This is a genomic window from Streptomyces sp. NPDC057963, assembly GCF_042887155.1.
Classification (GTDB): Bacteria; Actinomycetota; Actinomycetes; order Streptomycetales; family Streptomycetaceae; genus Streptomyces.
In genome coordinates, this window is record NZ_JBHVPX010000008.1 from 39,610 (window position 1) to 53,314 (window position 13,705).

A 13,705-nucleotide genomic window follows, 5' to 3' on the forward strand; every position below is an offset into this window, starting at 1 on the left:
GGAGCGGTACGGCAGTTGAAGGAGTTCAGATGCGACGTGGCATAACGGCCACCGCCCTGGTCGCGGCCCTGGCGCTCGCGGCGACCGCCTGCGGCAGCGACAGCGAGTCCGACGGCACGAGCAAGGGCTCGGGCGAGCTCTCCGGAACGGTGACGTGGTGGGACACCTCCACCGCGGGCAGCGAGGACAAGGTCTTCAAGAAGATCGCCGAGGACTTCACCAAGCAGCACCCGAAGGTCCGCATCAAGTACGTCAACGTGCCCTTCGGTGACGCGCAGAACAAGTTCAAGAACGCGGCGCAGTCCGGCTCCGACGCCCCCGACGTCATCCGCTCCGAGGTCGCCTGGACCCCCGAGTTCGCGGACCTCGGCTACCTGGCCCCGCTCGACGGCACCTCCGCCCTGCAGAAGCCGGACGACTTCCTGAAGCAGGCCGCCGCGTCCACCAAGTACAACGGCAAGACGTACGCGGTGCCGCAGGTCATCGACTCCATGGGCATCTTCTACAACAAGAAGATCTTCAAGGACGCCGGCGTCGAGGTCCCCAAGACCGTCGACGAGCTGAAGACCGTCTCCAAGAAGATCAAGGACAAGACCGGCAAGACCGGCATGTACCTGCGCGGCGACGACGCGTACTGGTTCCTCTCCTTCCTCTACGGCGAGGGCGGCGACATGGTCGACGCCTCCACCAAGTCCGTCACCATCGACAACCCCGAGGGCGTCAAGGCGATGAAGGTCGTCAAGGACCTCGTCGACTCCGGTGCCGCCAAGACCGATGCCACGGACGGCTGGGAGAACATGCAGGCGTCCTTCAAGGACGGCAAGGTCGCCATGATGATCAACGGCCCGTGGGCCGTCGCCGACACCTTCGCCGGCAAGGAGTTCAAGGACAAGGCCAACCTGGGCATCGCCCCGGTCCCGGCCGGCTCCGCCGCGCAGGGTGCTCCGCAGGGCGGTCACAACCTGGCCGTGTACGCGGGCTCCAAGAACCTCGACGCCTCCTACGCGTTCGTCGACTACATGACGTCCGCGGACACCCAGGCGAAGGTCACCAAGGAGCTGAGCCTCCTGCCCACCCGTACCTCCGCCTACGCCAAGCAGGACGTCGTCGACAACGAGATCGTCGGCTTCTTCAAGCCCGTCGTCGAGACCGCCGTCGAGCGCCCCTGGATCCCGGAGACCGGCAGCCTCTTCGCGCCGCTCGTCACCGAGTACACCAAGGTGCTCACCGGTCAGACCCCGCCGGAGAAGGCCGTCAAGACGACCGGCGACTCCTACCGCAAGCTCCTCAAGGGCTGGAAGTAACAGGAAGGCAGGCCGGCTGATGGCTGTCCACACCAGCCAGTCGGTGGCGAAGGCCGCGGGCGACGACGTCGCCCGCGGCCGGGGCCGCGGTACTGGCAACCCCCCGCCGCCGAGCAGGCTCCGGCGGGCCCTGTCGACCCACTGGTACGCCTGGACCATGGTCGCCCCGGTCGTCGTCGTCATCGGCGTGATCATCGGCTATCCGCTGGTCCGCGGCATCTACCTGTCGATGACCGATGCCAACGAGCGCAACGTCGAGCGGTCCATCGGTGTCAACCACATGCCCGCCACGTACAAGTTCGTGGGCCTGGACAACTACACCGAGGCCCTCACCGGCAATCAGTTCCTCGGCACGCTCGGCTGGACCCTGGTGTGGACGGTCTCCTGCGTGGCCATCACCTTCTCCCTCGGCATGGCCCTCGCCAACATCCTCAACCGCAAGATCGCCGGACGCTCCGCGTACCGGATGGCGCTCATCCTGCCCTGGGCCATCCCCGGCTTCGTCTCCGTCTTCGCCTGGCGCTTCCTCTACAACGAGGACCGCGGGCTGCTCAACAAGATCCTCTCCGGCGGCGGGATCGACGGCATACCGTGGCTGAACGACCCGACGTGGGCGAAGTTCTCCGTCATCGCCGTCAACGTCTGGCTCGGCGTGCCGTTCATGATGGTCGCCCTGCTCGGCGGACTGCAGTCGATCCCCAGCGAGCACTACGAGGCCGCCGAGATGGACGGCGCCACCGCCTGGCAGCGGTTCCGCCACATCACCCTGCCCGGACTGCGGCCGGTCTCCACCACGGTGATCCTGCTCTCCACCATCTGGACCTTCAACATGTTCCCGGTGATCTACCTGCTGACCCGCGGCGGACCCGGCGAAGCCACCCAGATCCTGGTGACCCAGGCGTACAAGTTCTCCTTCGAGATCAGCCCGCGCGACTTCGCGCAGTCCTCCACCTGGGGCGTGCTGATCCTCGTACTCCTGCTGATCTTCGCGGCCGTGTACCGGCGAGTCCTGCGCACCCAGGGAGACGACTGGTGACCACCGCCCCCGCAACCACCGCCCCGGCGACCTCCGCCCGGCACTCCGCGCGCAAGGTCCGGCTGCGCGGCGAGCGTTCGCCGATCGCCTCCGCCGGGCTGCACCTCACGCTCGTCGTCGCGTCCGTGATCGCCGTCTTCCCCGTGCTGTGGGTCCTGCTCACCTCGCTGAAGCCCGCCACCTACGCGACCACCACGGACTTCTTCAAAGAGACCACGTTCGAGAACTACACGAACCTGATCCAGAACACGAAGTTCCTCACCTGGTTCGGCAACTCCCTGCTCGTCGCGGGGCTCACCACACTCCTCGGCGTCATCATCTCCGCCTCCACCGGCTACGCCGTGAGCCGCTTCCGCTTCCCGGGCAAGCGCGGGCTGATGTGGACGCTGCTGGTCACCCAGATGTTCCCGGTCGCCGTCCTCATCGTGCCGATCTACAACATCATGGCGGGCATGGGGCTGCTGAATCAGCCCGCCGGCCTCGTCATCACCTACCTGACCATCTCGGTGCCGTTCTGCGCCTGGATGATGAAGGGCTTCTTCGACACCATCCCGCGCGAGATCGACGAGTCCGGGCAGGTCGACGGCCTCACCCCGTTCGGCACGTTCTGGCGGCTCATCCTGCCGCTCGCCAAGCCGGGCCTCGCCGTCACCGCGTTCTACTCCTTCATCACCGCGTGGGGCGAAGTGGCGTACGCCTCCGCCTTCATGGTCGGAGAGGACAACCTCACCCTCGCGGGCGGACTCCAGCTCTTCGTCAACCAGTACGGAGCCCAGTGGGGTCCGATGACCGCCGCGTCCGTGCTCATCGCGATACCCGCGGCCCTGGTCTTCCTCTTCGCCCAGCGCCACCTGGTCACCGGCATGTCCGCCGGAGCCGTCAAGGGCTGAGAGCCTGCCGGGTGACCTCCGATCGAAGGTCACCCGACAGGCTCTGGCGGCACGCCCCTACGCCCCGCACGCACCAAGTCACGGCCTCGCCGGATTCCCGACCGGTCCCGGCGACGCTCCCCACCCAGACACCCCAGGGACGACATGACCCAGCACCTCGCTGCCCCCTCCACCGGCACGTCCGCCGACGCTCCGGCCCACCAGACCGGCTGGTGGCAGGACGCGGTGATCTACCAGGTCTATCCACGGAGCTTCGCCGACGGCAACGGCGACGGCATGGGCGATCTCGCCGGCGTACGCGCCAGACTCCCGTACCTCAGGGACCTCGGTGTGGACGCGGTCTGGCTCAGCCCGTTCTACGCGTCCCCGCAGGCCGACGCGGGCTACGACGTCGCCGACTACCGCGCCATCGACCCCATGTTCGGCACCCTGCTGGACGCCGACGCGCTGATCCGGGACGCCCACGACCTGGGCCTGCGGATCATCGTGGACCTGGTGCCCAACCACTCCTCCGACCAGCACGACTGGTTCAAGCGCGCCCTCGCCGAGGGGCCCGGCTCCGCGCTGCGCGAGCGCTACCACTTCCGCCCCGGCAAGGGCGCGGACGGCGAACTCCCGCCCAACGACTGGGAGTCCATCTTCGGCGGCCCCGCCTGGACCCGGACCACCGACCCGGACGGCGCCCCCGGCGACTGGTACCTCCACCTCTTCGCGCCCGAGCAGCCCGACTTCAACTGGGAACACCCGGCCGTCGCCGACGAGTTCCGCTCGATCCTGCGCTTCTGGCTCGACATGGGCGTCGACGGCTTCCGGGTCGACGTGGCCCACGGCCTCGTCAAGGCCGCCGGTCTGCCCGACCTCGGCAGCCACGACCAGCTCAAGCTGCTCGGCAACGACGTCATGCCGTTCTTCGACCAGGACGGGGTCCACGCGATCTACCGCTCCTGGCGCACCATCCTCGACGAGTACCCCGGCGACCGCATCGCCGTCGCCGAGGCCTGGACCCCGACCGTCGAGCGCACCGCCAACTACGTGCGCTCCGACGAGATGCACCAGGCGTTCAACTTCCAGTACCTGTCCACCGCCTGGGACGCCGCCGAGCTCCGCAAGGTCATCGACACCTCGCTCGACGCCATGCGTCCGGTCGGCGCCCCCACCACCTGGGTGCTCTCCAACCACGACGTCACCCGGCACACCACCCGGTTCGCCAACCCGCCCGGCCTCGGCACCCAGATCCGCACGGCCGGCGACCCCGAGCTGGGCCTGCGCCGCGCCCGCGCCGCGACCCTGCTGATGCTGGCGCTGCCCGGTTCCGCGTACGTCTACCAGGGCGAGGAACTCGGCCTGCCCGACGTCACCGACCTGCCCGACGAGGTCCGCCAGGACCCGTCGTTCTTCCGCGCGGAGGGGCAGGACGGCTTCCGCGACGGCTGCCGGGTGCCGATCCCGTGGACCCGCGACGGCAGCTCGTACGGCTTCGGCAGCGGTGGCAGCTGGCTGCCCCAGCCCGACAGCTGGGGCGCGCTGAGCGTCGAGGCGCAGACCGGCGACGCGCACTCCACGCTGGAGCTGTACCGGGCCGCGATCGCCTCCCGCCGGGTGCACCCGGGGCTCGGCGCCGGTACCGCGGTGGAGTGGCTCCAGGCCCCCGAGGGGCTGCTGATCTTCGCCCGCCCCGGCTTCGTCTGCACCGTCAACACGACGGCCCGCCCGGTACGCATCCCCGTACGCGGCACCGTCCTGCTGTCCAGCACCCCGGTCGTCACCGACGGCGCCGAGTTCGAGCTGCCCGCGGACACCACGGTGTGGTGGACGGTGTGACCGTCCCTCTGCCCAGAACCGGCGGTGCACCGAGGCTTTCGGACATCGCCGGCCAGGCAGCGGTCAGCGAGGCGACCGTCAGCCGGGTGCTCAACGGGAAACCGGGCGTCGCGGACACCACGCGGCAGCGGGTGCTCGCGGCGCTGGACATCCTCGGCTACGAACGCCCCGTACGGCTGCGGCAGCGCAGCGCCGGGCTGATCGGACTGGTGACACCCGAACTCACCAACCCGATCTTCCCGGCGTTCGCGCAGTCCGTCGAGCAGATACTGGCCGGGCACGGTTACACCCCCGTGCTCTGCACCCAGACGCCCGGTGGCGCCACCGAGGACGAGCTCGTCGAGCAGCTCGTCGAACGGGGCGTCGGCGGGATCGTCTTCCTCTCCGGGCTGCACGCCGACATGTCGGCCGACCCGGCCCGGTACGCCGCGCTCACCGAGCGCGGCGTTCCGTTCGTTCTGATCAACGGCTACAACGAACGGATCAGCGCCCCGTTCGTCTCGCCCGACGACTCCGCCGCCGCGCGGATGGCCGTCGGCCACCTCGCCGATCTCGGCCACCGCAGGGTCGGCCTGGCCATCGGGCCGCAGCGCTATGTGCCGTCCCGCCGCAAGCGGGAAGGTTTCGTCGAGGCCGCCGTGAACCTGCTGGCCCTGGACCGGGCCGAGGCCGAACTCCTGGTCTGCTCCGCGCTGTTCGGCGTCGAGGGCGGCCAGGTCGCGGCCGGTGCGCTGCTCGACCGGGGGTGCACGGGCATCGTCTGCGGCAGCGACCTGATGGCGCTGGGCGTGGTGCGCGCGGCCCGGGAGCGCGGGCTCGACGTGCCGCGCGACGTGTCGGTGGTGGGCTTCGACGACTCGCAGCTGATCGCCTTCACCGATCCGCCGCTGACGACGGTGCGCCAGCCCGTGCAGGCGATGGCGGCGGCCGCGGTGGGCGCCCTGCTGGAGGAGGTCGGCGGGAGCCCCGTGCAGCGTACGGAGTACGTGTTCCAGCCGGAGCTGGTGGTACGGGGGTCCACCGCCCCGGTCCGCGGTGTCTGAGGTCAGGCCCGAAGAGGTCAGGCCCGAAGAGGTCAGGCCCGAAGGGGGCAGGGCGTACCGGAGAGGCGCCCGGAGTCGGCCCTGAACGGGCCGGCGGGGAGTGAGCGACTCCCGGCGCCTCTCCTGTCGTGACCGGCCCGGCCGGCCGGGCGCGTGGGGTCCGGGGTCGCCGAACCCCCGGCCGACCGGACCGGAGTCGGGAGAAACCTAACAGCGCTGCAATGTTTTGCGTAAGTCCTTGCAGGAAGAAAGCTGCTGGATTTCGCGGATGTGAGCGGGTGGTGTCCAGAGGGTTGACCGGGGCCGGACAGGCTCGTACGGTCTCGGCTGCGGCAAGGTTTGCATTCTTGCAGCAAGAACCTTCAGGAGCCTTGAGGGCATGGCGCGTTGCCACGTGAGGCTGCACCGTCACCCGCATTTCCCCCCACAGCAGGAGGAAACATGGCACGCAGACCACTGTCCGCGGCGCTCGCCCTGATGGCCGGCGCCGCCGCCCTCGTGACCCCCACCGCGACCGCCCAGGCATCCACGCCGGGCGGCAAGGACGTCACCGCCGTCCTCTTCGAGTGGAAGTTCGACTCCGTGGCCAAGGCCTGCACGGACTCCCTCGGCCCGGCCGGCTACGGCTACGTACAGGTCTCGCCGCCCCAGGAACACATCCAGGGCGGCCAGTGGTGGACCTCGTACCAGCCGGTCAGCTACAAGATCGCCGGACGGCTCGGCGACCGCGCCTCCTTCGCCGCCATGGTCGGCACCTGCCACAGCGCGGGCGTCAAGGTCGTCGCCGACTCCGTCATCAACCACATGTCGTCGGGATCGGGCACCGGCACCGGCGGCTCCTCGTACACCAAGTACGACTACCCCGGCCTGTACTCCGCGCCCGACATGGACGACTGCACGGCACAGATCAGCAACTACCAGGACCGGGCCAACGTCCAGAACTGCGAACTCGTCGGCCTGGCCGACCTCGACACCGGCGAGGAATACGTCCGCGGCAGGATCGCCGGATACCTCGACGACCTGCTCTCCCTCGGCGTCGACGGCTTCCGCATCGACGCCGCCAAGCACATGCCCGCGGCCGATCTCGCCGACATCAAGTCCCGGCTGAGCAACCCCGGCGCCTACTGGAAGCAGGAGGCGATCTACGGGGCCGGAGAGGCCGTCCAGCCGGACGAGTACACCGGGACCGGGGACGTCCAGGAGTTCCGCTATGCCCGCAGCCTCAAGCAGGTCTTCAAGAACGAGAACCTCGCCCACCTGAAGAACTTCGGCGAGGGCTGGGGCTTCATGCCGTCGTCGAAGGCCGCGGTCTTCGTCGACAACCACGACACCGAGCGCGGCGGCGACACACTGAACTACAAGGACGGCGCCGACTACACCCTCGCCAGCGTCTTCATGCTGGCCTGGCCGTACGGCTCGCCCGACGTCCACTCCGGCTACGAGTGGACCGACAAGGACGCCGGACCGCCCAACGGCGGTACGGTGAACGCCTGTTACAGCGACGGCTGGAAGTGCCAGCACGCCTGGCGCGAGATCTCCTCCATGGTCGGCTTCCGCAACACCGCGCGGGGCGAGGCCGTCACCGACTGGTGGGACAACGGCGGCGACCAGATCGCGTTCGGCCGCGGCTCCAAGGCGTATGTCGCGATCAACCACGAGGGCTCCTCGCTGACCCGTACGTTCCAGACGTCGCTGCCCGCCGGTGACTACTGCGACGTCCAGTCCGGCAACGGCGTCACCGTCGACGGCTCCGGCCGGTTCACCGCGACCCTCGGCGCGAACACCGCCGTGGCGCTGCACACGGGTGCGCGCACCTGCTCGGGCGGCGGCGGTGGCACCGACCCCGGTGCGGGCTCCTCCGGCGCCTCCTTCGGCGTCGACGCCACGACCCGGCTCGGCGAGAACATCTACGTCACCGGCGACCAGCCCGCCCTCGGCGACTGGAACACCGGCAGCGCGCTGAAGCTGGACCCGGCGGCGTACCCGGTCTGGAAGCTCGACGCGGCCATGCCCGCGGGAACCCCGTTCGCGTACAAGTACCTCCGCAAGGACGCGAGCGGCAACGTCACCTGGGAGAGCGGCGCGAACCGCACCGCCACCGTGCCGCCGTCGGGGAAGGCCACGCTGACGAGCGACGTCTGGCGCAGCTGACCTCGGTGGCCGGACCGGGGCCGGCCCAGGCGCCCCGGTCCGGCAGGCGGCCTGTCCGCCCGCCCCGAGAACCCCACCCCGCACACAAGGAGACCCCGACCGTGTCCCGTTCCACCCTGAGACGGGGAGCCGTCGCCGCACTCTGCGCCGCGCTCCTCCCCGTCGTCCCGGCGGCATCCGCGTCCGCCGCGCCGAGACCTCCGGGCCCGCCCTCGGACGCCCGGCTGGCGGCCGAGCCCGCCCGTCACGATCTGACGCGTGAGCAGTTCTACTTCGTCATGCCCGACCGGTTCGCGAACGGCGACACCTCCAACGACCGCGGCGGGCTCACCGGTTCACGTCTGGAGACCGGCTACGACCCCGCGGACAAGGGCTTCTACCAGGGCGGTGACCTCAAGGGCCTGACCGAGCGGCTCGACTACATCAAGGGCCTCGGCACCACCGCCATCTGGCTCGCCCCGATCTTCAAGAACCGCCCCGTCCAGGGCACCGGCAAGGACGCGTCGGCCGGCTACCACGGCTACTGGATCACCGACTTCACCCAGGTCGACCCGCACTTCGGCACCAACGCCGACCTGTCGAAACTGATCGACAGGGCCCATGGCAAGGGCATGAAGGTCTTCTTCGACGTCATCACCAACCACACCGCGGACACCGTCGACTACGCCGAGAAGAGCTACGGCTACCGGCCGAAGGGCGCCTACCCGTACCTCGACAGGGACGGCCGCCCGTTCGACGACAGCAAGGGCCTGGCGAAGGTGGACGCGGACTCGTTCCCGTACACACCGAAGAACACCGGGAGCAAGGTCCCGGCCTGGCTCAACGACCCGGCGATGTACCACAACCGCGGCGACTCGACCTACGCCGGCGAGTCCACCACGTACGGCGACTTCTCCGGGCTCGACGACCTGTGGACCGAGCGGCCCGAGGTCGTCTCCGGCATGGAGAAGATCTACGAGAAGTGGGTCCGGGACTTCGGCATCGACGGCTTCCGGATCGACACCGTCAAACACGTCGACCTGGACTTCTGGACCCAGTGGGCGACAGCGCTGGACGCCTACGCGGCCAAGCGCGGGCGCAAGGACTTCTTCATGTTCGGCGAGGTGTACTCCGCCGACACCGCGATCACCTCGCCCTACGTCACCCGGGGCCGGCTCGACGCGACGCTCGACTTCCCGTTCCAGGAAGCGGCCAGGAAGTACGCCTCGCAGGGAGCCCCGGCCCCGGAACTCGCCGCCGTCTTCGGCGACGACTACCGGTACACCACCGACAAGGCCAACGCCTACGAGCAGGTCACCTTCCTCGGCAACCACGACATGGGACGCATCGGATCGTTCCTGAAGCAGGACAACCCGAAGGCCGGCGACGCGGAACTCGTCAAGCGCGCACGGCTCGCCAACGAGCTGATGTTCCTCAGCCGCGGCAACCCCGTCGTCTACTACGGCGACGAGCAGGGCTTCACCGGCGCGGGCGGCGACAAGGACGCCCGCCAGACCATGTTCGCGTCCAGGACCGCCGACTACCTCGACGACGACGAACTGGGCACCGACCGCACCCACGCCTCGGACGCCTACGACACGGCCCACCCGCTCTACCGGAACATCGCCGCGCTCTCCGAGCTGACCCGGAAGAACCCGGCCCTGCGCGACGGCGTCCAGACCCAGCGCTACGCACAGGGCTCCGTGTACGCGTTCTCCCGTACGGATCCCGAGCAGGGCCGCGAGTACGTAGTCGCCGCGAACAACGGGGACGAGCCGAGGACCGTCGAGCTGTCCACCGCATCGGCCGGCATGAACTTCCGTACGCTGTACGGAGGTTCGGGAACCCTCCGCAGCGGCGCCGACAGGAAGGTCACCGTCACCGTGCCCGCCCTGTCCACCATCGTGCTGCGCGCCGAGAAGGCGATGGGCGAACCCGCCGCCAAGCCCTCGATCACCCTGAAGGCCCCGGCCGCCGGAGCCACCGGCACCGTCGAGATCTCCGCCGACGTCGACGGCGGACAGCTGAACCGGGTCGTCTTCGCCGCCCAGACCGGCAACGGAAAGTGGGTCACTCTCGGTTCCGCCGACCACGCCCCGTACAAGGTCACGCAGACCGTGGGCGACACGGTGGCCGCCGGAACCCCCTTGCGGTACAAGGCGGTTGCCGTCGACCGCGCCGGCCGCACGGCGAGTGCCCTCGCCTCGTCCACCGCGGGCCAGGCACCCGCGCCCGAGAAGCCCGTCGCGGTCGCACGCGACTACGCCGTCGTCCACTACCGGCGTGCGGACGGCGACTACGACGGATGGCAGCTCAAGGCGGGCGGCACGTCGGCCGGGTTCACCGGACGGGACGCCTACGGCGCCTTCGCATGGATCAAGCTCGACGAGGGCGCCTCCTCGTTCCCGTACACCGTGGAGAAGTCCGGCACCGCCGACGGGCCGCCGCGCACCGTCGACCTCGGGAAGACCGGTCAGGTCTGGATCGAGCAGGACAAGGACGGCCAGGCCGACACGGCACCCGACGGCGCCTACCCGCCGCAGGACACCACCAAGGCCGTCCTGCACTACTACCGGGCCGACGGCGACTACGACGGCTGGGGGCTGCACACCTGGACCGGCGCCAAGAACCCCACCGACTGGGCCGAGCCGCTCCGGCCGGTGAAGAAGGACGCCTCCGGCGCCACCTTCGAGGTACCGCTCACCGACGGTGCCACCTCGCTCGGCTACATCCTGCACAAGGGCGACGAGAAGGACCTCCCCAGCGACCAGTCCCTCGACCTCGCCACCTACGGGCACGAGGTCTGGATGCTCGGCGCCACGCCCGGCTACCTGCTGCCGCAGACCGGCGGTGTACCCGCGCCCGACCTCACCAGGGCCGAGGCGCAGTGGATCGACTCCGGCACCGTCGTATGGAAGGTGAAGGCCACCGGAGCCACCAGCCAGCAGCTCGTCTACGCACCGGGCGGCGGCATCTCCGTCGTCGACGGGGCGCTCTCCGACGAGGGACAGTGGCTGCGGCTCGCACCGTCCGCGCTGACCGACGCGCAGAAGGCGAAGTACCCGCACCTCAAGGACTATCCGGCGTTCACCGTCGACGTCCGGGACCGGGACCGGGTCCGCGAGGCGCTGCGCGGCCAGCTGATCGCCACCCAGCGCGCCGCCAACGGCGCCCTGCTCGCCGCCACCGGCGTGCAGAGCGCGGGCGTGCTCGACGACCTCTACGGGAAGAACGCGGCCACCGCCCCGCTCGGCCCGGTCTTCCACCACGGCCGCCCCACGCTGTCCGTCTGGGCGCCCACTGCCCGTACCGTCGCCCTGGAACTCGACGGCCGGAGCGTCCCGATGCGCCGCGACGACCGCACCGGCGTGTGGTCCGTCACGGGCACGGCGAAGTGGGCCGGCAAGCCCTACCGCTACGCGGTGGACGTCTGGGCACCCACCGTCCAGAAAATCGTCACCAACAAGGTCACGGACCCCTACTCCACCGCCCTGACCACCGACTCCGCCCGCAGCCTCGTCGTCGACCTCGACGACCCGAAGCTGGCGCCGCGCGGCTGGTCCGGGCTGCGGAAGCCCGCCGCCGTCCCGCTGCGTGACGCCCAGATCCAGGAACTGCACATCCGCGACTTCTCGATCGCGGACCGCACGTCGAAGCACCCCGGCGAGTACCTCGCCTTCACCGACACCCGCTCCGACGGGATGAAACACCTCAGGCGGCTCGCCGACTCCGGCACCGGTTACGTCCATCTGCTGCCCGCCTTCGACATCGGCACCATTCCCGAGAAGAAGTCGGCGCAGCAGAAACCGGCCTGCGACCTTGCCGTGTACGCCCCCGACTCCGAGGAGCAGCAGGCCTGCGTGGCGAAAGCCGCCGCGAAGGACGGCTTCAACTGGGGCTACGACCCGCTGCACTACACCGTCCCCGAGGGCTCCTACGCCTCCGACCCCAACGGCACCCGGCGCACCGTCGAGTTCCGGCAGATGGTGCAGGGGCTGAACGGCGCGGGTCTGCGGACCGTCATGGACGTCGTCTACAACCACACCGTCGCCTCCGGCCAGGACGGCAAGTCCGTGCTCGACCGGATCGTCCCCGGCTACTACCAGCGGCTGCTGGAGGACGGCACCGTCGCCACCTCCACCTGCTGCGCCAACACCGCGCCCGAGAACACCATGATGGGCAGGCTCGTCGTGGACTCGGTCGTCACCTGGGCCAAGGAGTACAAGGTCGACGGCTTCCGCTTCGACCTGATGGGCCACCACCCCAAGGCCAACATCCTCGCGGTCCGCAGGGCGCTGGACGCGCTGACCGTGGCGAAGGACGGCGTCGACGGGAAGAAGATCATCCTGTACGGGGAGGGCTGGAACTTCGGCGAGATCGCCGACGACGCCCGCTTCGTCCAGGCCACCCAGAAGAACATGGCCGGCACCGGCATCGCCACCTTCTCCGACCGGTCCCGCGACGCCGTCCGCGGCGGCAGCCCCTTCGACGAGGACCCGCGCGTGCAGGGCTTCGCCAGCGGCCTCTACACCGACCCGAACACCTCGGCCGCCAACGGCACGAAGGCCGAACAGAAGGCCCGGCTGCTCCACTACCAGGACCTGATCAAGGTCGGTCTCACCGGCAACCTCGCCGACTTCACCTTCACCGACTCGTCCGGCACCGCGGTCAAGGGCTCCGGCGTCGACTACAACGGGGCCCCGGCCGGATACGCGGCGGCCCCCGGTGACGCCCTCGCCTACGCGGACGCCCACGACAACGAATCGCTGTACGACGCGCTCGCCTTCAAGCTCCCGGCGGGCACCTCGGCGGCGGCCCGGGCCCGTATGCAGGTCCTGGCGATGGCGACGGCCACCCTCTCGCAGGGGCCCTCGCTCTCCCAGGCGGGCACCGACCTGCTGCGTTCCAAGTCCCTGGACCGCAACTCCTACGACAGCGGCGACTGGTTCAACGCCCTGCACTGGGACTGCCGCGACGGCAACGGCTTCGGTCGCGGACTGCCCCCGGCGGCCGACAACGGGTCCATGTGGTCCCATGCGAAGCCGCTGCTGGCCGATGCCGCGCTCAGCCCCGGCTGCGCGCAGATCGACGGCGCCTCCGCCGCGTACCGCGACCTGCTCACCATCCGGTCCACGGAGAAGGACTTCGGCCTCTCCACCACCGGGCAGGTGCAGTCCGCCCTGTCCTTCCCGCTCTCCGGGAAGGACGAGACACCGGGAGTGATCACCATGCGGCTCGGAAAGCTGGTGGTCGTCCTCAACGCGGCCCCCGGCACCGAGACCCAGACGATCGCCGGCCTGGCGGGGAAGCGGTACGCCCTGCACCCCGTCCAGGCTGCGGGCGCGGATCCTACCGTCAAGGAGTCCACGTACGCGCGGAGTTCAGGAAGCTTCACCGTCCCGGGACGTACAGTGGCGGTGTTCTCCCTCAGCTGAGCCGCAATGGGTCTAACGTGGGAAGGCAGTAGCCGCCAGGCAGTGC

General features: G+C 69.8%; 7 protein-coding genes. All 7 read left to right on the top strand.

The features are described 5' to 3' along the window. Nucleotides 1-29: 29 nt before the first annotated feature. A complete protein-coding gene (locus ACFVT1_RS19965; protein WP_362204183.1) occupies nucleotides 30-1,304 on the top strand; it encodes an extracellular solute-binding protein in 1,275 nt (424 codons plus the stop codon). Nucleotides 1,305-1,323: 19 nt separating this feature from the next. Continuing rightward, nucleotides 1,324-2,340, top strand: a complete 1,017-nt coding sequence (locus tag ACFVT1_RS19970; protein WP_389797083.1) for a carbohydrate ABC transporter permease — start codon at nucleotides 1,324-1,326, stop codon at nucleotides 2,338-2,340. Next, entirely contained in the window at nucleotides 2,337-3,230 is an 894-nt protein-coding gene (locus tag ACFVT1_RS19975; RefSeq protein WP_362204189.1) for a carbohydrate ABC transporter permease, read from the top strand. The genes ACFVT1_RS19970 and ACFVT1_RS19975 overlap by 4 nt, the downstream gene beginning before the upstream one ends. Before the next feature lie 144 nt (nucleotides 3,231-3,374). Further along, entirely contained in the window at nucleotides 3,375-5,051 is a 1,677-nt protein-coding gene (locus ACFVT1_RS19980) for an alpha-amylase family glycosyl hydrolase (protein ID WP_389797086.1), read from the top strand. After that, nucleotides 5,036-6,094: a LacI family DNA-binding transcriptional regulator gene (locus ACFVT1_RS19985; RefSeq protein ID WP_389797088.1), complete on the top strand. Its 1,059-nt coding sequence runs from the start codon at nucleotides 5,036-5,038 to the stop codon at nucleotides 6,092-6,094. The genes ACFVT1_RS19980 and ACFVT1_RS19985 overlap by 16 nt, the downstream gene beginning before the upstream one ends. Nucleotides 6,095-6,535: 441 nt before the next feature. After that, on the top strand, nucleotides 6,536-8,245 hold the full coding sequence (locus ACFVT1_RS19990) for a carbohydrate-binding module family 20 domain-containing protein (RefSeq protein WP_389797090.1): 1,710 nt from the start codon (nucleotides 6,536-6,538) through the stop codon (nucleotides 8,243-8,245). A gap of 101 nt (nucleotides 8,246-8,346) precedes the next feature. Beyond that, the gene (pulA, locus tag ACFVT1_RS19995) at nucleotides 8,347-13,659 is read left to right on the top strand and encodes a pullulanase-type alpha-1,6-glucosidase (RefSeq protein WP_389797092.1); all 5,313 of its coding nucleotides are present in this window, start codon (nucleotides 8,347-8,349) and stop codon (nucleotides 13,657-13,659) included. Nucleotides 13,660-13,705 lie beyond the last annotated feature (46 nt).

Coding starts and splice junctions, on each gene's coding strand:
- ACFVT1_RS19970 (WP_389797083.1), top strand. CDS start 1,324: ATGGCTGTCCACACCAGCCAGTCGGTGGCGAAGGCCGCGGGCGACGAC.
- ACFVT1_RS19990 (WP_389797090.1), top strand. CDS start 6,536: ATGGCACGCAGACCACTGTCCGCGGCGCTCGCCCTGATGGCCGGCGCC.
- ACFVT1_RS19980 (WP_389797086.1), top strand. CDS start 3,375: ATGACCCAGCACCTCGCTGCCCCCTCCACCGGCACGTCCGCCGACGCT.
- ACFVT1_RS19965 (WP_362204183.1), top strand. CDS start 30: ATGCGACGTGGCATAACGGCCACCGCCCTGGTCGCGGCCCTGGCGCTC.